General features: G+C 70.2%; 19 protein-coding genes. 11 read left to right on the top strand and 8 right to left on the bottom strand.

Annotation, left to right across the window (positions count from 1 at the left end; translation table 11 throughout):
* Window positions 1-58: 58 nt before the first annotated feature.
* Entirely contained in the window at window positions 59-676 is a 618-nt protein-coding gene (locus tag YU1_RS0112245; RefSeq protein ID WP_029004323.1) for a glutathione S-transferase family protein, read from the bottom strand.
* Window positions 677-897: 221 nt separating this feature from the next.
* Between YU1_RS0112245 and YU1_RS0112240 the strand changes: the two genes are divergently transcribed.
* Window positions 898-1,956, top strand: coding sequence for a patatin-like phospholipase family protein (locus tag YU1_RS0112240; protein ID WP_029004322.1), 1,059 nt, complete (start codon window positions 898-900; stop codon window positions 1,954-1,956).
* Window positions 1,957-1,969: 13 nt separating this feature from the next.
* On the opposite strand, the gene YU1_RS0112235 is transcribed toward YU1_RS0112240, so the two are convergent.
* Complete coding sequence (locus tag YU1_RS0112235; protein WP_029004321.1) at window positions 1,970-3,709, bottom strand: WcbI family polysaccharide biosynthesis putative acetyltransferase; 1,740 nt, start codon at window positions 3,707-3,709, stop codon at window positions 1,970-1,972.
* 253 nt (window positions 3,710-3,962) lie between these two features.
* Between YU1_RS0112235 and YU1_RS29185 the strand changes: the two genes are divergently transcribed.
* From YU1_RS29185 to YU1_RS0112220, 3 genes are all read left to right on the top strand, one after another.
* Window positions 3,963-5,708 carry a fatty acyl-AMP ligase gene (locus YU1_RS29185; RefSeq protein ID WP_051356791.1) on the top strand — a complete coding sequence of 582 codons (1,746 nt, stop codon included), beginning with the start codon at window positions 3,963-3,965 and terminating at the stop codon, window positions 5,706-5,708.
* A gap of 35 nt (window positions 5,709-5,743) precedes the next feature.
* Window positions 5,744-5,986 (top strand): acyl carrier protein, encoded by a 243-nt coding sequence (locus YU1_RS0112225; protein ID WP_035715130.1) that lies wholly within the window; start codon window positions 5,744-5,746, stop codon window positions 5,984-5,986.
* A 202-nt stretch (window positions 5,987-6,188) separates the two neighbouring features.
* Complete coding sequence (locus YU1_RS0112220; RefSeq protein WP_029004319.1) at window positions 6,189-6,740, top strand: hypothetical protein; 552 nt, start codon at window positions 6,189-6,191, stop codon at window positions 6,738-6,740.
* Window positions 6,741-6,900: 160 nt separating this feature from the next.
* On the opposite strand, the gene YU1_RS0112215 is transcribed toward YU1_RS0112220, so the two are convergent.
* Window positions 6,901-7,464 carry a hypothetical protein gene (locus tag YU1_RS0112215; protein WP_029004318.1) on the bottom strand — a complete coding sequence of 188 codons (564 nt, stop codon included), beginning with the start codon at window positions 7,462-7,464 and terminating at the stop codon, window positions 6,901-6,903.
* Between the two features lie 302 nt (window positions 7,465-7,766).
* Here YU1_RS0112215 and YU1_RS0112210 point away from each other — a divergent pair, with 302 nt between their 5' ends.
* Window positions 7,767-9,215: an MFS transporter gene (locus YU1_RS0112210; RefSeq protein ID WP_035715127.1), complete on the top strand. Its 1,449-nt coding sequence runs from the start codon at window positions 7,767-7,769 to the stop codon at window positions 9,213-9,215.
* Between the two features lie 6 nt (window positions 9,216-9,221).
* On the opposite strand, the gene YU1_RS0112205 is transcribed toward YU1_RS0112210, so the two are convergent.
* The 4 genes from YU1_RS0112205 to YU1_RS0112190 all read right to left on the bottom strand — a co-directional run bounded on the left by YU1_RS0112205 (window position 9,222) and on the right by YU1_RS0112190 (window position 13,004).
* Window positions 9,222-9,944, bottom strand: coding sequence for an RlmE family RNA methyltransferase (locus YU1_RS0112205; RefSeq protein WP_029004316.1), 723 nt, complete (start codon window positions 9,942-9,944; stop codon window positions 9,222-9,224).
* Window positions 9,941-10,990 carry a Ppx/GppA phosphatase family protein gene (locus YU1_RS29180; RefSeq protein WP_051356806.1) on the bottom strand — a complete coding sequence of 350 codons (1,050 nt, stop codon included), beginning with the start codon at window positions 10,988-10,990 and terminating at the stop codon, window positions 9,941-9,943. Before YU1_RS29180 ends, YU1_RS0112205 begins: the two co-directional genes overlap by 4 nt.
* Window positions 10,991-11,389: 399 nt before the next feature.
* Window positions 11,390-12,139 (bottom strand): transaldolase family protein, encoded by a 750-nt coding sequence (locus YU1_RS0112195; RefSeq protein ID WP_029004315.1) that lies wholly within the window; start codon window positions 12,137-12,139, stop codon window positions 11,390-11,392.
* Between the two features lie 43 nt (window positions 12,140-12,182).
* Window positions 12,183-13,004: a chorismate mutase gene (locus YU1_RS0112190; protein ID WP_029004314.1), complete on the bottom strand. Its 822-nt coding sequence runs from the start codon at window positions 13,002-13,004 to the stop codon at window positions 12,183-12,185.
* A 169-nt stretch (window positions 13,005-13,173) separates the two neighbouring features.
* On the opposite strand from YU1_RS0112190, the gene YU1_RS0112185 reads away from it, so the two are divergent.
* Window positions 13,174-13,527, top strand: a complete 354-nt coding sequence (locus YU1_RS0112185) for a hypothetical protein (protein ID WP_029004313.1) — start codon at window positions 13,174-13,176, stop codon at window positions 13,525-13,527.
* Here the strand turns inward: YU1_RS0112185 and pncB are convergent, their stop codons facing one another.
* Complete coding sequence (pncB, locus tag YU1_RS0112180) at window positions 13,528-14,820, bottom strand: nicotinate phosphoribosyltransferase (RefSeq protein ID WP_029004312.1); 1,293 nt, start codon at window positions 14,818-14,820, stop codon at window positions 13,528-13,530.
* Window positions 14,821-14,958: 138 nt separating this feature from the next.
* Here pncB and YU1_RS29175 point away from each other — a divergent pair, with 138 nt between their 5' ends.
* The 5 genes from YU1_RS29175 (at window position 14,959) to YU1_RS34735 (ending at window position 25,532) form a co-directional block, all read left to right on the top strand.
* Window positions 14,959-15,186: a DUF2934 domain-containing protein gene (locus YU1_RS29175; RefSeq protein ID WP_035715124.1), complete on the top strand. Its 228-nt coding sequence runs from the start codon at window positions 14,959-14,961 to the stop codon at window positions 15,184-15,186.
* Between the two features lie 200 nt (window positions 15,187-15,386).
* Complete coding sequence (locus YU1_RS29170; RefSeq protein ID WP_051356790.1) at window positions 15,387-16,868, top strand: sensor domain-containing diguanylate cyclase; 1,482 nt, start codon at window positions 15,387-15,389, stop codon at window positions 16,866-16,868.
* A gap of 440 nt (window positions 16,869-17,308) precedes the next feature.
* Window positions 17,309-17,977: a hypothetical protein gene (locus YU1_RS0112165; protein WP_156922090.1), complete on the top strand. Its 669-nt coding sequence runs from the start codon at window positions 17,309-17,311 to the stop codon at window positions 17,975-17,977.
* A 103-nt stretch (window positions 17,978-18,080) separates the two neighbouring features.
* Window positions 18,081-19,178, top strand: coding sequence for a helix-turn-helix domain-containing protein (locus YU1_RS0112160; RefSeq protein ID WP_029004310.1), 1,098 nt, complete (start codon window positions 18,081-18,083; stop codon window positions 19,176-19,178).
* Window positions 19,179-19,439: 261 nt separating this feature from the next.
* Window positions 19,440-25,532: an autotransporter domain-containing protein gene (locus YU1_RS34735; RefSeq protein ID WP_029004309.1), complete on the top strand. Its 6,093-nt coding sequence runs from the start codon at window positions 19,440-19,442 to the stop codon at window positions 25,530-25,532.
* Window positions 25,533-25,544 lie beyond the last annotated feature (12 nt).

Raw genomic sequence — 25,544 nt, 5'->3', positions numbered from 1 at the left:
TGCCGGCAGCCCCGCCGCCCCGCCCCATATAGGAAGCGCGTCGCGGCGGCGCATCCCTTCAGGCGCCGGCGGCCGCCGCCGGCCGGGCGGAGACCGCGGACCGCCAGCGGGCCAAATGGGTGAGCGTCTCCGGCGCCGTGATCCGCGCCGCGCGCATGAAATCGATGGCGACGATGGCGGTGATGTCGGCCACGGTGAAGCGATCGAGGGCGAGGAATTCGCGCCCGGCCAGTTCGCCATCGAGGAAGGCCAGGAAATCCAGCACCTTGGCCTTGTTGGCCTCGCCCCAGTCCTTGACCTGCGGCACCTCGCGCTCGGCCATCGCCGGGTGGACATGGCGGAAGGCGAACTGCACCGCCTGCATCAGTTCGATCTCGGCGCGGCGCTGCCACATCTCCACCAGCGCGATTTCCCGCGCGCCGGCGCCGAACAGGTTGGGCTCGGGCTGGACCGCCTCGAAATAGCGGCAGATGGCGATGCTCTCGGTGATCGCGGTGCCGTCGTCCAGCACCAGCGCCGGCACGGTGCGGCGCGGGCTGATGGCCTTGAAATCGTCTTCCCAGTGCGCCTTGGCGCCGATGTCGACCATCTGGGTCGGAACCTCGATGCCCTTCTCCGCCAGGAAGAACTGCACGCGGCGGGGATTGGGCGAGCGGGCGGACAGATAGAGCAGCATGAGCTTGGCGTCTCCTCGTGTTTTGCCGCGACAGACCATGCCCCGCCACGCCGCGTCAAGGCGTCCGGGTCAGGGCATGGGCCATGACGCGCCGGGCTGCGACCGGGGGTGTGGATGCGCGGTATCCCTGTCGCTCCGGGCCCGGTCCGGCTAAGCTGACGTCCACCGGAATGAGACAGGGGTTGCCGCCGATGATACCTAGCCGACGCCATTTCCTGGGCATGAGCGCCGGCCTTTCGGCCGCTTCCCTGCTGCCGTCATCCGCCGACGCGCAAGCCGCCTGCACCACCCCGTCCGAGCAGGAGGCGCTGGCCACTTCGATCTCGGACAGCCTGTTTGGCGGGGACGGGCTGGCCCGGCCGGCGCCGCTCACCCCCACCGTGTCCAACCTCGCCGTCGGACGCGACCGCGCCTTGGTGCTGGGCGGGGGCGGCGAATATTACGTCGCCTGGTATTGCGGCTTCTTCCACGGCCTGCTGGAGCTGGGCATCGATCCCAACCTTGCCGAAATGGTCGTCGGGACCTCGGCCGGCGCCTATATTGGCTCGTCGCTGACCTCGGGCCATTTCCAGCGGCTGCGGACGGAATTCGACATCTTCGGCTATGTCCCCGGGCTGTTCGCCAAGCTGGCGCCGGTGTCCACCACGAACGCCAGCCAGACCCGCGCGCGGGAAATCAATTTCCGCGTCAAGGACGGCAGCCCGGCCTCGATCAAGGCCATCGGGCATGCGGCGCTCGCCGCCGACAACCGGCTGAACGGCAACGGCGTCGACCGCCTCGCCTGGCTGCTGACCGGCGACAGCCGCACCGACTGGCCGGTGGCGAAAATGTTCACCACTGCCAATGACTGCTACACCGGCGAACGGCTGGTCATCGGGCAGGTGGCGGCGCGCAAGAACGACATTCCCCTGGCGCACGCTGCGGCGGCCAGTTCGTCCCTGCCGGGCGAGATCGGCCCCACCCTGCTCGGCCAGCGCTTCTGCATGGATGGCGGCATTGCCCGGACCTGGGCCCACACGGATGTGGTCGCCGGCGCGAAGCGGGCCCTGGTGGTCACCCTGACCAACGGCTACGAGGGCAGCCTGCTGAGCGGCATCCCGCATGACGTCTATAAGGAAATCTCCGCTTTGGAGGCCACCGGCACGAAGGCCCTGCTGATCATCGCCGGCACGCCGCCGGGCGTAAACCTGCTCGATCCAAAGCAGATCGAGCCCGCGCTCAAGGCCGGCTACGCGCGGGCCAAGGTGGAAGCCCCCGCGATCCGGGCGTTCTGGGCCTGAAAAGGCCCGGCGCTCAGCCGTAATAGGCGATGTATTTGCGGAAATAGTCTTCCCAGGTCACCTTCTCGCCGCGCACCAGATAGCCGGTCCCCGTCCCCGCCCAGGTCACGCCGAGCGCGTCCGCCACCTTGGGATGGACGGGGATCTGCAAGCTGCGCAGCGAATCCAGCGGTCCGGGGAACCAGAACATCTGCCGCACTCCCAGTTCCCGGGCGATGGACTTCATCAGCATCGCCAGGATGGCGCCGTTGGGATGGGCGGTGGTATAGAACACCTGCTTCCTGCGGAAGTTCTCCAGGATGTAGGCGCCCATGCCGGCCGGGAACTTCTCGTCCATGGCGATGAGGCGCTTTTCCTCGAAGGCGTGCAGGCGCTTCGGGTCGATGACCCCCTTCACGTCGAGGCCGCGATAGGCGGCAAAGCGCGCCTCCGGGTCCGGGATCTCCTTGCGCAGCCGCGCCAGCAGCCCGTCGAAATAGGTGAATTCGAAGTTCGGGAAATCCTTGTTGCGCGCCACCTTGTCGTCCGGCCCGTTGAAAGCATCGAACGGCCAGAGCGAGGCAAAGCGCACGCAAGGATAGCGCAGCGTCGGCAGGTCGTCCGGCACATGCGCGCGCAGCGGATACTGCTCCCACTCCTTGATGTCCTGGATCAGCAGGAGGTCGCATTCCTCGATGTCGCGGCGGCCCTGCTCGTGCAGGTTCGCGGGCAGCTCCATGAAGTGGTGCTTGACCGAGAAGCGCTTGGAGAAGCCGGGATTTTCCCGGAAGGCGCGAGCCACGAGGCTGCCCTGGCAATTGCCGAAGATGAGGATCTTCTTGCGCGTGGAGGCGCCGCGCGGGCTGGGCGCCAGAACCACGCCCTGCGCCGGGCCGGTGCCGGCGGGCAGGTGCACGATGTCCAGCGCCGACAGCGTCAGCCGGGCGTTGCGGAAGTGCCGGACGCCGATGTCGATCTTCTGCGGCAGGCCGGAATCCAGGCTGGCGTCGGGCGGCACCTCGAACAGGAAGCCGCCCCGCCCGCCGGAGAGATCGGCGCCGCTGAAGGTCTCGGTGCCCAGCACATGGCCGTCGCGGGTGCGCACGGTAATCTCCAGCGCCGGGTCCGCCGGCCGCGCCACCGCGCCCGCCGTGCAGCCGATCTCCAGCCGGTGGAGGCCCGCCGGCAGGAACAGCGGCGACCAGGAGCGCCAGAACTTCAGCCCGCTGACCGACAGCGGCGAGAGCCGCGCCGCGCCGGAGACGGGCAGCAGGCGCAGCCGCCCGAGCATCCGCCAGCGCATGGGCGAAGCCGCCTCCCCCTCCGCCGCGGCGCGCAGCGTCAGCCCGGTGAGCGTGAAGCGCGCGGTGCCGAATCCGGTGAAACGGAACTCGAACGGCGCATCCGCCCCGCTCTCGATGGACAAAGCGGGCGGCACCTCGAACACCAGGGTGCGATCGCCGGCGCGCAGTTCCTCATGGGTGAAATCCCGCCATGCCCGCAGCATGCGGTTCTGCGCGATCACCTCCACGCCCAGCATGGGATGGCCGCCTTGCAGCGGGCGCGGGAAATCGCCGTCGAAGGACAGGCAGTAGCGGCCGGCGGGCAGCCGCAGGAACGGGCCGTACAGGAACAGCCGCACCGGCACGAGCAGGTCCTGCGCCACCGCGCCGTCCGGCCTGCGGCGGCCCGGCAGGCGCACCTCCATGGTGGAGAGGATGTCGCGCGGCGTGGAAAAGTCCGGCGTCGCGAGGGGCTCGTCGTCCACCGCCATCAGGCCGGTCCCGCCCCATCGCCGGGGATGTTTGATACGTTCATGATCGATCGGCTAGAATGGAGACATACGGCGCAACGGGTGGGATACACGCTGTAATGCAATCAGGTTTTCCGCGCGGCCGGGATCGTACCGGACGGTGGCTGCTTTTCAAGCACACGCCCGATCGTGCCTCGCGGTGCCTCCATGTCCCCATTTGCGGAGAACGGCCGTGCCCGCGCGCAGACGCGGCGGACGACGGCGGACGAGAACCATGACGCCTCCCCTCTCGCTGGTGGACATGCTCCGCCGCCAAGCCCAGAGCCGCCCCGATGCCCGGGCGCTCGTTTTCTCCTCCGGCAAGCCCGAGGTCGAGCCGGAGCTGTCCTATGGCGGGCTCCAGGCCCAGGCGGCCACGCTGGCGCGCCGGATCGCCGCCGAGACGAGACCCGGCGACCGCGCGCTGCTGATCTTCCCCTCGGGGCTGGAGTTCGTCGTCGCCTATTTCGCCTGCCTCATGGCCGGCGTCATCGCCGTGCCGCTGATGCCGCCGCGCCGCAACGCGACGCAGGACGCCAGCGCCGCCATCATGGCCGACTGCACGCCGCGCATCGCGCTCAGCCCCGCCGGCGAGGGCGAGGACCCGCGCGGCACCCTGCGCCAGCGCCTCGCCGACGCGGGCATCCGCCATCTCACCGTCGCTTTGTCGCCGGATGCGGCGGATGACGCCCCCGACCGGGCGGTGGCCGGGGATGACCTCGCCTTCCTGCAATATACCTCCGGCTCCACCTCGACGCCGAAGGGGGTGATGGTCAGCCACGGCAACCTCGTCGCCAATCTGGAGATGATGCGCCAGCGGTTCGGCAACCACGCCGGCTCCACCCATGTGAGCTGGATTCCGCTCTATCACGACCTCGGCCTCATCCTGAACCTGTTGCAGCCGCTCTACGTGGGCGCCACCTGCGTGCTCATGATGCCGTCTGGCTTCATGCACCGGCCGCTCAACTGGCTGCGGAATATCGCCCGCTTCCGGGCCGAGGTCGCGGCGGCGCCGAACTTCGCCTACCATCTGTGCGTCGACCGCTTCCGGCCCGACCAGATGGAGGGCATCGACCTCTCCTGCTGGACCCTGGCGGTGAACGGCGCCGAGCCGGTGCGCGCCGCCACCATGGCCCGCTTCGCGGAAACCTTCGCGCCCTACGGCTTCGATGCCCGCACCCTGCACCCCACCTACGGCCTCGCTGAAGCCACCCTGGTGGTGAGCTCGGCGCCGCGCGGCAGCGGCGTGAGCGTGCGCGAGGTGAGCGCCAAGGCGTTGCAGGACCGGCGCATCGCCCCGCCGGAGAACGACAGGGACCGGCAGGCGATCGTCGGCTGCGGCCCGGCCATGCCGGGCGTCACCCTCGCCATCGTCGACCCGCAGACCCTGCGCCGGGCCCAGCCGGGCGTCATCGGCGAGATCTGGGTCGGGGGCGCCAGCGTCGCCGGCGGCTATTGGCACCGGCCGGAGGAGAGCGAGGCCACCTTCCGCGCCCGCATCGCCGGCGAGGAGGGGGCCGGCGCCTTCCTGCGCACCGGCGACCTCGGCCACCTCGACCCGGACGGCGAGCTGTTCATCGCCGGCCGGGTGAAGGACGTGCTCATCATCCGCGGCGTGAACCATTATCCGCAGGACATCGAGGCCACCGTGGCCGACGCCCATCCCGCGCTCCGCCGCGACTATGGCGCGGTGTTCGCCGTCATCGCCGAGGACGGCACCGAGCAGGTGGTGCTGGTGCAGGAGGTGGAGCGCACCCAGCGCCACGCCTTCGTCGAAGCGGAAGTGTTCGCCGCCGTCCGCGCGGCGGTGGTGAACAATCACGAGGTGGCGCTGGCGAAGATCGTGCTGATCCGTCCCGGCACCATCCCCAAGACCACCAGCGGCAAGATCCAGCGCGGCCGCACCCGCCAGCAATGGCTGGACGGCACGCTCGAAGTGTGGGATTCCCGCTCCGCCGAGCCGGCCCTGCCGGCTGTCTGACCAGCGCCCAGCGGGCCGCACTGCGTGGATTGTTCATGCCCTCCCTGGTCGAAATTCAGGACTATTGCCGCGAGCGGCTCGCCGCGACGCTGGACATCGCGCCGGCCGACATCGCGCCCGGCACCAGCTTCGCCAGCCTCGGGCTCGATTCGGCCATGGCGGTGCATTTCGTGCTCGAGATCGAGGAATGGCTCGGCGTCGAGCTCTATCCGTCCGTGACCGAAGACCATCCGACGCTTGAGGCCTTCTGCGCCTATGCGGCCTCGCTGAAGGCCTGAGCGCGCGCCGCGCATTTCCGCCGCGAGCTTCCGCAGAGAGCGTGCCCGAAACCCGCCCGTGCGCGGCCGGAACCCAAGCATCACGTGGCCGGCGGATGGATACACTTTGTTTGGAGACAAGCGCTACACTTGGTCTCGCCATAATTTGAACCTACCCCGCCACGCCGCCTGTCACAGGGTCGGAACCGGACGGAGCCATTACATGGAAAGTGCCCGCGTTCACCTCTACCAGTTCGCCACGGGGGCCCAATGGGCACCGGGCGACAGCGTGGAGGCCTACCTGCGGCAACTGATGGACATCGACATGGGGCTCACGCCCCGCGCCGATCGCATTGCCGCCTTGACCGTTTTCCTCGACGAGGCCTTCCAGCTCGCCCATTCCCTCGGCTGGACCGGGAACGTGCGCGAAGCGCCGCAGATGTTCGCTTTGCCGGGCCTGCCGGCCGAGGAACAGATCTACATGGTGGCCTGGGAGCAGGACGACGGCGTCGCCTTCGCCGCCGCGCCCTACCCGCTGCCCTGGCTGGAGGCCAAGGCCACCCGCTTTACCGACAGCAGCCGGGCCGTGCCCGCCGCCGCCCGCCTGGAGGAGCGCGCAACCGCCCCTTTTGAGCCTGCTCCTCCCGCGGCCCGTCCGCGCGAGGAGGACCTCGACCCGTTTGAGGAATTCGTGCGCCGGGGCGAGGAAGCCACCCGCCTGTCGCGGGAAGGTGGCGAGGAAGAGCGCGAGGCCCCCTCGCGCCGCTTTTTCTAGAGCGCGATCCGATCAGATTGAATCAATCTGATCGGTGAATCGCCCTCTAACACTTTGATAGAGCACACGCCGGGCCCGCGCGCCGGCGGAACAGTTCTGCCCACACAGGAACGGCCCGCCCGGTTGACCGCGCGGGCCGTTGTCATTCCGGCGCCGCGCCTCAGGGCTGCGATTGAAGCCGGGGGCGCTGGATCGCGCCGCCCACGCCCGGCCGCGCGCCCACCACGCGCAGCGCCGCCCGGCGGCGCGCCGTCATCCACCGGCCACCCTGACCGTCGGGCCCCGCGTCGCCGACGACGAAGCCTGCCGCCACCAGTTGGGCGGACAGGCGGGGAATGCCGCTTTGCCCCGCCTCGGCATGGTGCAGGAACAGCCAGCCGCGCTCGCGCAGCATGAAGCGCGCCCGCGCCACCAGCCGCTCCAGATCCACCCCGCACGGCGCATCCTCGGCGATGAGGACATCGGCCACGCCATGGGCGACGCAATCCAGGTTGCGCGGGGCGCAGCCCACATTGCAGAAACCCGCCCGCCACAAGGCCAGAGCCAGGGACAGGCTGTCCCGGCCGAGCACCAGGATATGCTCCTGCGCCTGGATGCGGGCGCGCGCGGCCCGCTCCAGCAGCGGGCCCACCCGTTCTTCCCGGTCGCCGGCCGGGCTGCGTTCGGGAGGTTCCGTGCGCGCCGATTCGGCATCCGCACGGTCGAAGTTCAAAGCGAGGGGCATGACGCCTCCATGGGAAACGGCGGGACGTTGCCGTGCCGCCCGACGCCACCAAGGATGGGAATACCGGCATAAACCCTCCATCGGGAAGGCGGACACCCGCCGTAAAGGCCCTGTAAGGCCCCTGCCGTGACGACAAGCGACCGATCCGCGCCGACCGGCGGGGATACCGCCCGAACGAGCATTCGCACGAATTCGGCGGGCGTCCCCTGGAGCAAGCCGCCGTCCCGGTCTAGATGGGGACTCGCAGGCCCTTCTCTTCCCCCAGATCGGCTTTCGACGCGTCGCATCGAACCGGAGCGCGCATGCCCGCGACCGCAATCCCCCGCCACGTCCTCATTCCGCTCATCGTGGCGTGCGCCTTGTTCATGGAGCAGGTGGATTCCACCGTCATCTCCACCTCGCTCCCCGCCATCGCCGCCTCGCTGCATGACGATCCGGTGGCGCTGAAGCTGGCGCTCACCTCCTATCTGCTGAGCTTGGCGGTGTTCATCCCCGCCTCCGGCTGGGCGGCGGACCGATTCGGCGCGCGCACCGTGTTCCGCTCCGCCATCGTCATCTTCACGCTGGGCTCGATCCTGTGCGGCCTGTCCACCAGCCTCCTGGACTTCGTGCTCTACCGCATCATCCAGGGCATGGGCGGGGCGATGATGGTGCCGGTGGGGCGCCTCGTCATCCTGCGCAGCGTGCCGAAGTCCGAACTGGTTCAGGCGCTCGCCTGGCTCACCATTCCCGCGCTGCTCGGCCCGGTGATGGGCCCGCCGCTGGGCGGCTTCATCACCACCTATTTCGACTGGCGGCTGATCTTCTTCATCAACGTGCCCATCGGCGTGCTCGGCATCGTGCTGGCCACGCGCTTCATCGAGAACGTGCGCGAGGAGGACGTGCCGCCGCTGGACCTGCACGGCCTCGTGCTGTCCGGCATCGGCCTGTCCGGGCTGGTCTTCGGCCTCGCGGTGATGGGCCAGAAGCTGGTGCCCTATTGGGCGGCGGCGGGCATCACCGCCGTCGGCATCGTGGCGCTGATCTTCTACGTGCGCCATGCCCGGCACACGCCGCGCGCGGTGCTCGACCTGACCCTGCTGCGCATCCCCACCTTCCGCGCCGGCGTGGTGGGCGGCTCGCTGTTCCGCATCGGCGTCGGCGCCATGCCGTTCGCCCTGCCGCTGATGCTTCAGCTCACCTTCGGCCTGTCGCCCTTCGCCTCGGGCCTTTTGACCTTCGCCTCCTCCGCCGGGGCGCTGGTGATGAAGACCACCGCCGCGCCGATCCTGCGGCGCTTCGGCTTCTGGCGCGTCCTGGTGTTCAATTCCGTGCTGTCCGCCGGCTTCATCGCCGCCAACGCGCTGTTCACGCCGCAGACGCCGCACGTGGCCATCGTCGGGGTGCTGCTGATGGGCGGCTTCTTCCGCTCGCTGGAATTCACCGCCATCAACGCCATTTCCTACGCCGACGTCTCGCAGCACGAGATGAGCCGCGCCACCTCCTTCGTCAGCGTGGCCCAGCAGGTGTCCATCTCGCTCGGCGTGGCGCTGGCCGGCATGGTGCTGGAGGCCATGCGCAGCATCCGCCACGAAACCGTGCTGGAACTGGCCGACTTCACCCCCGCCTTCCTCATCGTGGCGGGGGTCAGCGCGCTGTCGGTGTTCAGCTTCATGCGCCTGCCGCGCGACGCGGGGGCGGAGCTGTCCGGCCAGAAGCCGAAGGGCAGCACCCTGCCCGACCCGCGCGGCGAGGTGCATCCCGGCTCGTGAGGCGCCTCAAGCCTCGTCGTCGCTGTGCTCGGCCGGGCCGGCCTGGCCGCGGAAGCCGGTAGCGACGAGGTAGAGCTCGGCGGAATCCGCCCGGCTCGCCGCCGGCTTCAGATGCCGCACGGTGGTGTAGTCGCGCTTGAGGTCGGCCAGCAGCGTGCCCTCGGTGCCGCCCTGGAACACCTTGGCGATGAAGCCGCCGCCCGGCGCCAGCACCTGGCGGGCGAAGTCCGCCGCCAGTTCCACCAACGCGATGATCTTCAGGTGATCGGTCTTCTTGTGGCCGGTGGTATTGGCCGCCATGTCGGACATGACGAGGTCCGCCTGCCCGTTCAGCATGGCCAGAAGCTGTTCCGGCGCCTTGGGGGCGAGGAAGTCCATCTGGGCGAAGGTGACGCCGTGCACGGCGTCCATCTCCAGCAGATCGATGGCGACGATCTTGCCCTGCCCCTCCTCCACGCCGATCTTCTTGGCCGCCACCTGGCTCCAGCCGCCGGGTGCCGCACCGAGATCGACGATGCGCATGCCCCGGCGCAGGATGTGCAGCTTCTCGTCCATCTCGATCAGCTTGAAGGCGGCGCGCGAGCGCCAGCCCTCCCGCCGCGCCCGGGCCACATAAGGATCGTTGAGCTGCCGCTGCAGCCATTTCTGCGACGAACTGGTGCGGCTGCGCGCGTTCTTCACGCGCACCTTCAGGGGGCGCGCGTCCGGGCCGCGGGGGGAAGAGGTCAAGAACAATGCTCCGAGACAGAAGAAGATGGGCCGCGATGCCGCTTCCAGACGCCGTCGGCGCGCATGAGCTGCACCAGCATGCCCTCGCGCAGGCCACGGTCGGCGACGCGCAGCCGGTCGGTGGGGAAGGCTTCGCGCACCGCCTCCATGATGGCGCACCCCGCCAGGACGAGGTCGGCGCGCTGAGCGCCGATGCAGGGGTTGGACACCCGCTCCTCGAACGACATGTCCATGAGGCGGTCCACCACCTCGGAAATGTCGCGCGCATGCAGCCAGGCGCCGTCCACGCGCGTGCGGTCGTAGCGGTCGAGGCCGAGATGGATGCCGGCCACCGTCGTCACCGTGCCGGAGGTGCCGAGCAGGTGCATGCGCCCGGGCTGGCGCAGGCCCCAGCTCTGCCGCACCCCCTCCAGCATCTGGGTAACCTCGCCCACCATGGCCTCGAACAACTCGTGGGAGACCTTCACCCCGCCGTGCCGCTCGGCCAGCGAGACGACGCCTACCGGCAGCGAGGCCCAGGAACGGATGCGGGCGCGGGGCGGGCCGTCGTCGCCCGCCGAGCGGCGGCCGAGCCACACCACCTCGGTGGAGCCGCCGCCGATGTCGAACAGGATGGCGCCGTCGCAGGTGGGGTCCACCAAAGGCGCGCAGCCGGCGGCGGCGAGCCCCGCCTCGGTGCGCCGGTCCACCACTTCCAGCACGAGGCCGGTGCGCTCCTCGACGGTGGAGCAGAACTCCTCGCCATTGGCGGCGGCCCGGCACGCCTCGGTGGCGATCACCCGCATGCGCCGGATGCCCCTGGCGCTGATCTTGCTGGCGCAGACCTCAAGCGCGCCCACGGCGCGGCCCATGGCGGCGGGGCTGAGCCGGCCGGAGGCGCCGAGCCCTTCCCCCAGGCGCACGATGCGCGAGAAGGCGTCCACGACGCGGAAATTGCGCGCCGTGGGCCGGGCCACCAGCAGGCGGCAGTTGTTGGTGCCGAGATCGAGCGCGGCATAGAGGCCGTCGCCGCACGCGGCGGTGCCGCCGCGCGCATCCGCGCACACCTCCGGCGCTCCGGGCCGCGCCCGGGCATCGGTGGCGATACGGTCGGTGGCGATACCCTCGGTGGCTATGCCGCCGGCTCCGATAGGGCCGGCTCCGCTTTGGCCGGCCTCGGCGTGGCTGGCTCCGCCGCAGTCGATCGTCGCGCGCTCCGTGCGCGCGCAATCGGTCGTGACGCGATCCGTCGGCACCCCATCCGGTACCGCCCGCTCTCCGCAGGGCGGCACCGGCGAGGGCCGGTGCGTCTCGTCCCTCATTTCAATCCCCTCGCGGCGCGGCGTCGGCTGGGCCGGACACCGCGCGCCTGTGTCCATGTTGCGGGGAGTGTAACACCGGCAAGTCGGTGTGCAATACGCGTGACGCGTATGCGGACGTAAGGGAATGCCTGCCGCCGCGCCGCCTCACTCGGCGGCGGCGCGCCCGGTCAGGTCCAGGGTCAGGCCCGCGGCCAGTGCGTCGCTGCGGAACGCCTTGACCGCATCGAGGGACAGTTCGTCCGCCGTCTTGGTGCCGAGCGCCGGCAGTTTCTTCAGCACGTCCGCCGGGGCGGTGATGATGTGGACGCCCATGCGGTCCGCCTCGATCACGTTCCACACCTCGCGGGTGGACGCCCAGATCACCTCCACATTGGCGGTGGCGCGGGACAGGGCGACCGCCTTGGACACCGCCGGCACATAGTCGATGCCGAGGTCGGCGAGCCGACCGGCGAACACGGAGATGATGGACGGCGCGCCACCGGCCAGCGCCGCGACGCCCTCTTCCACCTGCCGCTCGGAGAAGACGGCGGTGAGGTTCACCTTCACTCCGTCCTGCACCAGGTCGCGGACCATGGGCAGCAGGGATTCGTTCTTCGTGGTGGTGATGGGCAGCTTCACGTGCACATGGGCGCCCCAGGTGGCGATCACGCGGGCCTGGGCGCGGATTTCCGGCAGGTCGTCGGAGAACACCTCGAACGAGATGTGCCGGTCCGGCACGGCGGCCACGAGATCGCGGGCATAAGCCTCGTAGTCCGTGACGCCCGCCTTGCGCAGCAGAGACGGATTGGTGGTGAAGCCGGCGATGTGAGGCTGCTTGGCCATCTCGACGATCTGCGCCTTGTCGGCGCCGTCGGTGAACAGCTTCACGTTCAAATCGGCCAGTGACACGGACATTCCACTTCCTCCAGGCATTTGCCGTCTATGTTTTTCCGCCAGCCTACTGCTGCGCGGACCTCTTGTCGTCAGGCGCCGCCGGGAACACCAGCGGCCGCGCGTAGAGCCCGATGGGCTCCGCCGCCGACGGCAGCGCCATCCCCTTGGCGAACGCCCATAATTTCTGGCTGCTGCCGGTGCCCAGCAGGACGGCGCCGGTGGGGTCCGCGTCCAGCGGCAGGCGCGCCACGGTGATGTCGTCGCCGGATGGGTCGATCTCCTGCCGCGCCAGGATGAGGGCGGCGGGCGCGTCCTTCTCCCGCCGGGCGAACGGCGCGGCGGCCACCACCTGGACGCCCTCGGGCAGGCGCTGCCACCATGCCCCGTCAAGGCCCAGCACCGCCGCGTCGGCGCGATGCTCCGCCAGGGCGGACAGGGCCGCCTCAGGCGAGCCCACCGCGACACGGGAGGGCTGGGCACCGAAATAATCCTGCGCCAGCAGCACCACCGCGGCATCGCCGTCATCCACCACGGCGATGGTGAAATCCGGCTTCTGCTGCAGGATGGAGCCGGCGATGATCGCGGTCCAGATGCGCAGGATGGTGGCGGGGGGCTGCAAGCCGGGCTCCGCCGCGAGCTTGCGGATCAGCGCCGCCTGCCGGCCCGGCCGGAATACCGCGGCATTGCTCCCGGCGGCCTTGCCGCGCCCCACTTCGGCGACGATGGCCGCGCGCTCGTTCAGGAGCCGCAGCAGATCGCGGTCCACGCGGTCGATCTCGCTCCGCAGCACCTCCAGCGGGCGCGGAGGATCGCTTTCCGCCGCACCGGCGCGCAGGCCCGTCAGGCAGACGAGCAGCACCACCGCCGGCAGGGTCCGCAGGTCCATGGCAGCTCTCCGAAACTAGGGCGGGGCGCACCATGGCCCACGCCGGATTAAGACATCGTTCACCACGGGCCAGGGTCGCGGCGCTCCGGCTCGCCGCGGCAAGAATACGGAAAGCCTGCCGGCCCCATCCTGGCCCCGACCCAAGAAAATCCGGTGACGAGGCGGAATCATGTCGCAACTGATCGAGCGGATGGCCCGCGCGGCCCATGTCGCGGCGCAAGACCGCTATCCCCTGCTGGAATCCTGGGAGGCGCTCGCACCGGAGCGGCGCGCCTACCAGCGGCACCTGGCCGCCTACGCGCTCGGCGCCCTCACCGGCAAGGACCTGATGGATCTGGTGGCGGGCCTCGGCGACACGGTGGTGCTGCCCGCCCGCCCCGACGCCTGGGCGCTGGCCGAGTTGCAGGAGGCGGCGCTGAACGACGACGGCTCCCGGCAGGACGCGCAGCGCCGCTATCATTCCCTCCTCGCCACCGCGACCGCGCCGCGCGCGCAGGCCCGGCGCGACGACGCCGGCGCCTGATCACACCAGGACGCGCCGCTCCGCCTGCCGGCCGACGCCGAACACCCGGCGGTAGCGCTCCAGTTCCTCCGGCGGCCCCATGGCCTTGGTGGGATTGTCGGACAGCTTCACCGCCGGCCGGCCGTTGGCGGAAATCACCTTGCAGACGATGGAGATGGGGTCGAGCACCCCGTCCGGGGCCAGGCCGCGGAAATCATTGGTCAGCAGCGTGCCCCAGCCGAAGCCGAGGCGCATCCGGCCGCGGAAGCGGGTGTTGATGCGCGCCACCTCGTCTGCATCGAGCCCGTCCGAGAAGATGGCGAGCTTCTGCGTCGGGTCCTGGCCGCGCGCCTGCCACCAGGCGATGGCTTCCTCGCCGCCCTCGATGGGATCCTTGCTGTCGATGCGGATGCCGGTCCATTGCGCCACCCAGTCTGGCGCGTCGGCGAGGAAGCCGGCGGTGCCGTAGGTGTCGGGCAGGATGATGCGCAGGTTGCCGTCATATTCCTGCTGCCAGTCTGCCAGCACCCGATAGGGCGCCTCCCGCAGGTCCGCATCGGTGGTGGCGAGCGCGGCATAGACCATGGGCAGCTCATGGGCGTTGGTGCCGGTGGCCTCCACCTCGCGCCGCATGGCGATGAGGCAGTTGGAGGTGCCGAGGAAGGTCGGCCCGAGGCCCTCGCTCAGCGCCTGCACGCACCAGTCCTGCCACAGGAAGCCGTGGCGCCGCCGGGTGCCGAAGTCCGCGAGGTTGACCGGCCCGAGGCTCTTGATGAACTCGATCTTCTCCCACACCCGCGTCATGGCGCGGGCATAGAGGATCTGCAGCTCGAACTTGCCGAGCCCCTTCAGCACGGCGCGCGAGCGCAGTTCGTTGATGATGGCGAGGGCGGGGATTTCCCACATGGTGGTCTCGACCCACGGCCCCTCGAAGACGAGCTCATACTGCCCGTCCCGCTTCTCCAGATGGTAGGCGGGAAAGCGGAAGCGCTCGAGCCAGGCCACGTAGTCCGGCGAGAACATCTGGCGCTTGCCGTAGAACATGTTGCCGCGCAGCCAGGTGGATTCCCCGCGCGAGAGCGACAGCGAGCGCACATGGTCCAGTTGCTCGCGCAGCGCGCCCTCGTCGATGATGTCGGCGATGCGCACGCGGCTGGTGCGGTTGTGGATGCCGAACGACACCTGCACGGCCGGGTGACGACGGAAGATCATCTGCCCCATGAGCAGCTTGTAGAAATCCGTATCCAGCACCGAGCGGACGATCGGGTCGATCTTCCAAGTGTGGTTGTAGACGCGGGTGGCGATGTCGGTCATGGCGGCCCTCGGGTACGCCTCAGCCTCCTATACCATTCCCGGCCGCAAAGGGAGGTCGACGCCCAAGGCCCAGCCGTGCCGGGAACCGGCGCGCGAACCGGCGGGTTGATGTCAGCCAGCCGAACGGGAGAGGCGCGCATGACGCGGATCGATGACCGCGTCCGGGAACGGGCGCATCGCATCTGGGAGGAGGAAGGCCGGCCCGCGGGGCGGGCCGATCTGCACTGGGCCATGGCCCGCCAGAGCGTGGCACTGGAGGAGAGCGACCGGCTCGCCCACGCCCCCTGCCCCAAGGCCGACGGAACGGAAACGCCCCGCATCCAGGAACGTCTGCGTGAGAAGGACCAGGCGCCCAACGCCCGGTAACCGGCTAACAGCCTGACGTTGCACAATTTCCCTCGCCTGCACGCAACCGAGGGGATACCCTTTCTGCTGCACTGCGACAGTGCGCCGCACGCGCGCAGGTTGATTGCAAGCAATTATGTTGGCGCGCGGTGGGGGAGCGTAACGGTCGACCGGCAACGGACGTCCGGCGGAGGCCGCATGTCATTTCGCTGGAAGACCCAATGCCGCAGGCCACCACCATGTCCCCACCCAGCCCGAGTGCCGAGCGCTGGGCCCAGCGCCTGCGCGCCTTCCAGGCGCTGATCGCCAACAGTACCGGCGATCTGGAGCAGCAATTCGCCGATTTCCTGCGCATGGCGGCCGCCCAGTTCGAGCTGGAGAACGGCGTCATCCTGCGCGTCGAGGACGGGATCTTCACCGTGCTCGCCGCCTGCGGCTTCGCCACCGATGATCGCATCCGGGTGGGCAACAGCTTTCCCATCACCGCCAGCTTCGCCCGGACGGTGGCCGTCAGCGGGAAGAACCTCGCCTCCCACCACGTGAGCCGCGACCCGGTCCTGCGCGACCATCCCTTCTACGGCCTGAACCGTCCCGAAGTGTATCTCGGCTCGCCCGTCCTGTTCGGCAGACGCCTGTTCGGCGTGATCGCCATGATGGGACCGGACCCGCGCGCGCAGCCATTCTCGCCGGCGGAAATCGCCCTCCTGGACCTGATGGGCCAGACGCTGGGCGGCATCATGGAGCGCGATCGCCTGGAGCGCGAGCGGCGCATCGCCGACCGCGCCCGGCGCGAGGCCAATGCCATGCTGCGCACCGCGTTCGATTTCGCTCCCATCGGCATGGCGCTGGTGGGCACCCAGGGCCAGTGGCTGCGGGTCAACCGGGCGCTGTGCCATCTGGTGGGCTATACGGAGGAGGAATTGCTGGCGCGCGACTTCCAGAGCGTGACCCATCCGGACGACCTGCATAACGACCTGGAGCAGCTCGGCGCGGTGCTGTCCGGCGCGATCGCGCAATACAGCATGGAGAAGCGCTATATCCACAAGGATGGGCACAGCATCTGGGCGCAGCTCAGCGTGGCGCTGGTGCGCGAAGCCGACGGCACGCCGCGCTGTTTCGTGTCGCAGATCCTGGGCATCGACGCGCAGAAGACGCTGATCGCGGCGCTCGAACGGCAGGGGGAGGAACTGCGGACGGCCAATGACAAGCTGAAGCAGCTCGCCTCCGTGGATCCGCTGACGCACATCCTCAATCGCCGCGCCCTGCGCCAGCAACTGGACGCGCTGAAGCAGGAAGCCGAGACCACCGGCCAGCCGCTGGCCTTCCTGATGGCCGACGTGGATCATTTCAAGGCCTATAACGACGCCCATGGCCACATGGAAGGCGACAAGGCCCTGCGCATCATCGCCCGCAAAATCACCGAGGCGACGCGCGCCAGCGACGTGGTGGGCCGCTTCGGCGGCGAGGAATTCCTCGTCGTCCTGCCCGGCACCGACGCCGAGGGCGCGGTGATCATCGCCGAGCGCATCCGTGCCTCCATCGCCACGTGCCAGGAGATGCGCGCGCCACTGACGGTGAGCATCGGCGTGCACATTCTCGCGGCGCCATTCGGCCATCGCGCCATCAACCAGGCGATCGCGCAGGCCGACGCGGCGCTCTACGGCGCCAAGCACGCCGGCCGCGACCGGGTGGAGGTCGGCTGACGCCTCGGGCAACCTCCCGCGGCCCGGGCCTCGCGCCGCCCCGCCAGCGCGCCCCCTCATACGCAAGATGACCCGCCGCGCATCACGACACCGGGAACGCGTCTGGTTTGCGCCTGATAAAAACCGACTAGACGGTTTGCTTTTTGAAAAATCCGATGCTACGGTCACGGCGAAATCGGTGACGCGGACGAAGCGCGGGGCAGGCCAACGGGCTCTCCCGCACACCGCGTGACCACGGAACGGGCAATGACGGCGCATCTCGCGCCGGCATGACTGAGGTACAGGTTGCCGCCCCCGCCCTTGCCTCAGCCTGAACCGCCCCGTCGCCGGCCTCGGCGGCGGGGCGGGCTCGGGGCGGCGTGCCCGACGCCAGGACCCGAGAGCCGCACGCCGCGGCGTCATTTCTGTTCGATGCGCAGATGGAGACCACGATGCACCACATGCCGCGTTTCATGCGGGGATGGTCCGCCCGCCTGAAGCCTTCCGCCCGCCTGAAGACCATGGGGCTGCGGGCCGGCGTGAGCGCTTCCCTCACCGTGGGCGCGATGGCCTTCGCCCAGTTGCATCCGGTGGAGGTGGAACCCGTGCGGCCCCTGCTCGCCGCCGCGCCCATCCCGGGCATCACCACGGAATCCGATCTGTTCAAGATCGAGCTGCCGGCCCCCTCGGAACGCCGGGCGGCGGATGCCGACGCCCCGGCCCCACGCCCCAAGGCCCGGCCGAGATCCGCCGCCACGAGCCTCGCCGGCGCGAGTCCGGCGAAGTCCGCCGACGCCGCCCCGCTGCCCGCCGGCGTGGAGCGCTTCGACCGTTGCCTCAAGTCCTGCGATACCCGCGACCCGGTCATCCTGGCCGCCTGGTCTCCCGCTCCGGCACCACCCGCCCGATCCCCAGTGGTGACGCCGCCTTTGCCCGGCCCGCCGCCGTCCGCGACCCGCGCGCCGCTGCACGGCGTCTCGCTCGACGGCGCCATGTCCATGGTGGCCGGCGGGGGACAGCACGTGATCGATGGCGGACGGCAGGTGATCGACGGCGCATGGACCACCGCCGGGACCACGTTCGATGCCGTGAAATCGACCATGCTGGAGGCCCTCGGCCCGAGCCGCTAGGCGCGCGCCGGCGGCGTCCGGATCTCGCACAACGGCGTTGCAAAGCGGAGCTTTAGGTTTAACTCTTGCCGCCGGGGGATTGATCCATGAGCCGCCGTCCAGCATGAGCCTGGCTCCGCCACGCGCCGACCCGCAGGAGCCGTTGCGCTTCCGGAGCGCCGATTTCGCCACGCCTGAGCTTGCCGCCGAACGATTCCGCGCGCTGACGGCGGAGCTCTGCGACGTGATCATCTATGGCGACGTGACCGATTTTCACGTCGCCTCGGCGACGCTGCATCTCAGCGGCGCGCTCCTTCTGGAATCGCGCACCAGCGCGCTGCGCTATGATCGTACCGCGCAACACGTGGCGCGCGGCATCGACCATTTCCAGGTGGTGATGTATCTCGCCGGCGGCGCCGAATTCGTCGTGCGCGACCGGACCTTCCTCCAACGGGCCGGCGACATCTGCATCATCGACATGAGCCGCCCCAGCCTGACCCGCGAGATGCAGGCCCAGGACGGCGCGACCCATGTGGTCAGCTTCGTGCTGCCGCGCCTGCTGCTGACCCCGCTGACGACCACCGAGACCGGCCCCACGGTGCGCATCCTGCCCCGCGAGACGCCCTACGGCCGGATGCTCGGGGACTATATGCTGGCGGTGCGGCGGTGCGCCGCCGAGCTGACCCACGGCGAGAGCCAGGCCGTCGTCCAGTCGCTGGCGCTCCTGGTCGCCAGCGCCATCGACGGCATCCCCGACACCGAGCATGCCGAGGACAGCCTGTCGCAGGACGCCCTGCGCGCCCGCATCAAGCTGCACATCGACGCCAATCTCGGCGTGGGTTCGCTCGGGATCGAGTCGCTGTGCCGCGAGTTCGGCCTGTCGCGGACCGGGCTCTACCGGCTGCTCGCCCCGCAGAGCCCGGCCGGCTACATCCAGCAGCGCCGGTTGCACCGGGCCTTCGCCATGCTGATCTCACCGGCCTTTCGGGCGTGGCGGATCATCGACATCGCGCTGGAATGCCAATTCAGCTCGGACGCCACCTTTATCCGTGCCTTCCGCCGGCAGTTCGGCCTCTCGCCCGGCGAGGCGCGCCGGCTCTCTGAGCAAAGGGTGCCCGGTGCCCCGCCCGGCAGTGGAAAAGCCCTGCCGGAGCCGGACGCGGAAGCGTCCCGCTGGATCGCGCAACTGACCGGAACCATGCTCGCCGCCGGCCCCACATAGCGTCTCGTCGCCGCGCCTGAGACGATCGGCATGCCGGCCTGCGACGGCGGGCAAAGTCCCGCCTCGCCCGGCTTGGTACACGCCTTGTGGGGGTGCACCGCACCCTGTGGGGATTTGCGCCGTTTTCCGCCGATCGGACACGACTGGGCCAGCGGGGTTCCGCGCGGCTCCGTCAGCTCGCGGCCGTGGGAGGCGGCGCGACGTGGGGGTCGCGTGCACATGCAAGCCGGAGCTTCACCGCTGTCGAATGGCCCGGGCCGGGTGCTGCGGCCCCGTCCTGCCCTCCTGCTGCTGCTCGCCGGGTTGCTGTCCTCCACCTCGGCCCTGGCCCAGACGACCGGCGGCGCGGGCGGAGCCAATCCTTACGGCGGAGCGGGCGGCGCGGGCGGCACCGGCTACACCGGCATGTCCGGCGGGGTCGGGGCGACCGACTTCGCCGAAAGCGGAGCCGGCGGCGGCGGCGGCGGCGCGGGCGGTGGAACCGGCGGCAAGGGCGGCGGCAACGCCGGGGGAGCGGGAGGCGCGGCCGGCGCCGACGGCAGCGACGGAACCGGCAGGACTGGCGGCGGCGGCGGTGGGGGCGGCCTGAACGGAAACGTCTCGACCTCCCTCTCCAACAGTGGCGTGCTGAATGGCGGCGCCGGCGGCAACGGCGGCAACCAGGACATCACCGCCACCGGGGTGAACAGCGGCAGCGGCGGCGGCGGCGGTGCCGGCGGCTATGGAGCCGTGGCAACGGCAAGCTCCGGCAGCAATTTCGGCAGCATCCAGGGCGGCCTCGGCGGCAACGGGGGCATCGGCAACACGGGTGGCACGGGCGGTGGCGGGGGCGGCGGCGTCTATTTCCTGGGCACCGGCGTAGTTTTTATAAATACGGCCGGCAGCGCGGTGACGGGCGGCGACGGCGGAACCGGCGGCGGCGGCGGTTATGCCGTCGGCATGGGCGTGGGGGGGACCGGCGCGGGCGGGATCGGGGGAATCGGTGGAAGCGGCGGGGTCGGGGTGCTCCTGGGAGGCACCGCCCAATCCATATCCAACGCGAGCAGTGCTTCCATCCGCGGCGGCGCAGGCGGCGCGGGCGGCGACGCACTCTTGACCGGCTTAGGGGGAAGCGGCGGGACGGGGGGAAGCGGCGTCCTGATTTCCGCCGTGGGAGCAGCGGGCGGCTCCCTGGGCAATGCCGGAACCATCCAGGGCGGCAATGGCGGTGTCGGGGGCGCCGGAGCCATCAGTCCACAGGTTGGTACCGGCGGTAACGGCGGTGCCGGCGGCATCGGCGTCGATGCCTCCCTGGCGGGCCTTTACACCCTCATCAATTCGGGCCGCATCTCCGGGGGCAACGGGGGCGCCGGCGGGGCGGGCGTGCTCCAGCCGGACGGCACGCCGGGCGCCGGCGGTGTCGGTGTCAGCGGCAACAATCTCGATCTGACGAACAGCGGCACCATCACCGGCGGCCTGTCGGGCGACGGCCTGACCCGCGCGAACGCGGTCCAGCTGACCGGCAGCAGCATCCTGCGCCTCCAGGCCGGCTATGCCTTCGTCGGCAATGTGGTCGGCGCGGGCACGGGTACCCTGGTTCTGACAGGAACCACCGCCGCCAGCTTCAACACCTCCGGCATCGGCACGCAATATACCGGCTTCGCCAGCTTCCAGAAGCTCGGCACGGGCACATGGACGCTGACCGGCACGACGGCCGCGGTGACGCCGTGGACCATCAGCCAGGGCACCCTGCTGGTCTCCGCGGCCGCCAGCCTGGGCGCGGGCACCGGCAGCCTGGCCTTCGATGGCGGAACCTTGCGATACGGCGCAGCCTTCGACCTGGCGAGCACGCGCACCGTCACGCTCGGCACCGGCGGCGGCACCCTCGACACCCAGTCCTTCACCGCGACCATCGGCGCGGTGATCGACGGCGCCGGCGCCCTGACGAAGACCGGCACGGGCACGCTCATCCTGACCGGCGGCAACACCTATTCCGGCGGCACGACCCTCTCGCAGGGCACCCTACAAATCGGCAATGGCGGAACGAGTGGAACCCTCACCGGCGCCGTGGCCAACGCCGGAGCCCTGGTGTTCAACCGCAGCGACACGGCCACCTTCACGGGTGCCGTCACCGGATCTGGCTCCGTTTCGCAGATCGGCACAGGAACGCTGATCCTGACCGGCGCCAACAGCCATTCCGGCGGCACGACGATCTCCGGCGGTACTTTGCAGATCGGCAATGGCGGCACGACCGGGGCCCTCGCCGGCGACATCGTGAACAATGCCGCGCTCAGCTTCAATCGTTCCGACACCTACAGCTTCGGCGGCACCATTTCGGGCACCGGGACGCTCAGCCAGATCGGCACCGGCACCACGGTCCTGACCGGGAGCAACACCTATTCCGGCGGGACGTCCCTCGCCGCCGGCACCCTGTCCGTCTCTTCCGACGCCAATCTGGGCGCGGCCGTGGGCGCCCTCGTCTTTTCCGGCGGAACCTTGCAGGCCACCGCGAACCTCTCCACCGCGCGCACAATCACGGTGGGCGCCGCGGGCGGCGGCTTCAGCATCGACGCCAGCCACACCCTGACCGCGACCGGCCCCCTGTCCGGCACCGGCGCCCTCGCCAAGGCGGGCAGCGGCACGCTCATCCTCGCCGGCACTGGCAGCGGCTTCACCGGCGCCCTCGACGTGACCGCAGGCACGGCCCTGGTGAACGGCGCCATCGGCGGCGCGGCCAGCGTGAGTTCCGGCGCCACCCTGGGCGGCCAGGGCACCATCGCCGGCGCGGTCAATGTGGCCGCCGGCGGCATCCTCTCCGGCAGCAGCGGCGGTACGCTGACCATGGGCGCGCTGGTCCTCGATGCCGCTTCCAACGTGAACGTGGCCCTGGGAACGCCTTCGTCCACGGCCCTGTTCAACGTGCTCGGCGACCTGACCCTCGCCGGCACCCTGAACGTCTCCGACGCCGGTGGCTTCGGGGCGGGCAGCTATCGCCTGTTCGACTATGGCGGAACCCTCACCAATCTGGGTCTCGCCATCGGCTCGGCACCCGTGGGCGTCCCGCTGGCCGACCTCCAGGTGCAGACCTCCGTAGCCCATCAGGTGAACCTGCTCTCCTCGGTCGGCGTGACCCTGCAATTCTGGAACGGCGGCACCACCAGCCCGGACGGCACCATCTATGGCGGCACCGGCACCTGGAGCACGACCGGCCAGAACTGGACCGACGCCACCGGCGCTCTGCCCGGCCCCATGCAGCCCCAGCCCGGATTTGCCATTTTCCAGGGCGGCGCGGGCACCATCACCGTGGACAATACGCCCGGGCAGGTGACGGTCACCGGCATGCAGTTCCAGACCTCGGGCTATGTGGTGACGGGAGGCGCGCTCGCGCTCGCCGATCCCTCCGGCACCGCCATCGTCAGGGTCGGTGACGGCAGCCTCGCCGGCGCCTCAACCGTGGCGGAGATCGATGCCCCGCTCATCGGCACCAACGGCCTCAACAAGACCGACTACGGCACGCTGCGACTGGGCGGCGTCAACGGCTATACCGGGCTGACCACCATCTCTCAGGGCACGCTGGCGCTGGTCGGCGCCGGCGACATCTCCGCATCGAGCGGCCTCCTCGCCAACGGCACCTTCGACATCTCCGGCATCTCCGGTGCCGGCGCGACCGTCCAGACCCTCTCCGGCACCGGCGCCGTGGCCCTCGGCGACAAGGTGCTCACCCTGGCCGGCGCCGCCGGCACCTTCTTCGGCAACCTGACCGGCACCGGCGGGCTGACCATCGCCGCCGGCAACGAAACCCTGGCCGGCAACAACAGCTATTCCGGGACCACCACCATCGCGGCGGGCGCGACGCTGGTGGCCGGCTCCAGCGGGGCACTGTCCGCCGGCTCCGGCTTTGCGGTCGACGGCACGCTGCAACTCAGCGGGTCGTATTCCAATACGGTGCGCTCGCTCTCCGGCGCCGGCACCGTCACCGTTGCGTCGGGCAGCGCCGTCCTCACCATCGCCCCCGCCTCCGGCGAGACCGCCACCTTTGCCGGCACCCTCACCAACGCCGCCGGCCAGAGCCTGGCGCTGGCGGTGAACGGCGCGGGCACGCAGATCCTCACCGGCACCAACAGCTACACCGGCGGCACCACTATCGCGTCGGGCACCCTTCAGCTGGGCAATGGCGGCACCTCCGGCACCATCCAGGGCGACGTGCTGGACAACGGCATCCTGGCGTTCAACCGCTCCGACACCGTCCAGTTCGCCAGCGCCATCTCAGGCACCGGCGCGGTTCGCCAGATGGGCACGGGCACCACGGTGCTCACCGGCACAAGCAGCTACAGCGGCGGCACCGTCATCTCCTCCGGCACGCTGCAGGTCGGCAATGGCGGCGCGTCCGGCGCGATCCAGGGCAACGTGACCGACAACGGCGTGCTGGCCTTCAACCTGTCCAGCAATCTGACCCTGGCCGGCGCCATCTCCGGCACCGGCGCGGTGGTGCAGATGGGCAGCGGCAGCACCACGCTGAGCGGCGCCAACAGCTATGGCGGCGGCACCACGGTGTCGGCCGGCACGCTGGTCCTCGGCAGTTCCAGGGCGGCCGGGACCGGCCTGATCTCGCTCGCTTCCGGGACGACGCTGGGCTTCGTCGACGGCATCAACGTCGCCAACCCGCTGGCGATCTCGGGCACCGTGACCCTCGCGCTCGCCTCGGGCAACGCCACGGAGAGCGGCACCATCACCGGCGCCGGCGCCCTCGCCTTCTCCGGCGCCGGCGTCATCGCCCTCACCGGCAATGCCTCGGCCTTCGCCGGCACCACCAGCATCACCTCCGGCAAGCTCGTGGTAGGCGACGACAGCCAGCCCAACGTGGTGCTGGGGGGCACCGTCACCGTGGGCAGCGGCGGCACGCTGGGCGGCTTCGGCACCGTGGGCTCGCTCACGGTCGGGGCCGGCGGCACCGTGACGCCGGGCAATTCCATCGGCACGCTGCATGTGGCCGGCGATGCGACATTCGCGGCAGGATCGACCTATCAGGTGGAGATCACGCCGGCCGGCCGGTCCGACCTTCTCAGCGTCTCCGGCACCGCCACCCTCGGCGGCGCCGCGGTGGGCGTGGAGAAGGCGGCGGGCAGCTATCTGCCGGGCACGCGCTATACCATCCTCACCGCTGCCGGCGGTGTCTCCGGCACGTTCGCGCAGCCGACCCAGAACCTGCCCTTTGTGGACCTGCTGCTGGCCTATGACGCCACCGACGTCTATCTGGACGTCGCCCGCAACCAGACAAGCTTTCTCTCGGCCGGCACTACCCCCAACCAGATCGCCACCGCTGCGGCGGTGGAGGCGCTCGGCGCATCCAACGCGCTCTACGGCGTGGTCGCGGGGCAAACCAGCGTGGCCGGGGCGCGGCTGGCCTTCAATGCGCTCTCCGGCGAACTCTACGCCAGCACGGCCACCGTGCTGATGAACGACAGCCGCCTCCTGCGCAACGCGGTTCTCGATCGCCTGCAGGACGAGGGGGCGGCGGCTCCCGGCGCCCAGATCGCGGGCGTGGCCGGTACCGGCAATGCCTTCTGGGCCCAAGCCTTCGGCTCCTGGGGCGACACCTCCGGCAACGGCAACGCCTCGGCCCTCCAACGCAATACGGACGGCCTGTTCGTCGGCTATGACGGCACCCTGGGCGATGCATGGCGGGTCGGTTTCGCCGGCGGCTACAGTTCCAGCACGTTTTCAGTGGATGCCCTATCGTCATCGGGCTCCAGCGACAATTACCACTTGGCGGTCTACGGCGCCGGGACCTTCGGCGCGCTGAAACTGAAGGCGGGCGGCGCCTTCACCTGGAGCGACATCTCCAGCCAGCGCACCATCGCCTTTCCCGGCCTGCTCCAGGCGGCGCAGGCGGATTATTCGGCCCAGACCGGCCAGGTGTTCGGCGAGATCGGCTACCGGCTCGCCGCCGGCCCCGGCACGTTCGAACCCTACGCAGGGCTCGCCTATGTGAACGTCTCCGGCGACAGTTTCCAGGAGACCGGCGGCAGCGCGGCGCTGCGGGGCCTCGGCCAGGATCAGTCGGTCACCTATGCCACCCTCGGCCTGCATACGTCCGGTGCCGTCCCGCTATTCGGCATGGCGGCGATGCTCAAGGGCACGCTCGGCTGGGAGCACGCCTTCGGCGACGTCGATCCCCAGGCCCTTCTGGCGTTCGCCGGCGGAGCGCCGTTCGCCATCTCAGGCGTCCCCATCGCCCGGGATGCGGCACTGGTGGAAGCGGGCTTCGACGTGGCGCTGACCGCCAATGCCACCCTCGGCCTGTATTATAACGGCACGCTGGCCGGCAGCGCCCAGGACAACATGGTCAAAGGCAGCTTCAGCCTGCGTTTCTGAGGGGCGCCGCAG

It is taken from the genome of Azorhizobium doebereinerae UFLA1-100 (genome assembly GCF_000473085.1).
Taxonomy (GTDB): Bacteria; Pseudomonadota; Alphaproteobacteria; order Rhizobiales; family Xanthobacteraceae; genus Azorhizobium; species Azorhizobium doebereinerae.
This window is presented reverse-complemented; position numbering and strand designations above follow the sequence as displayed.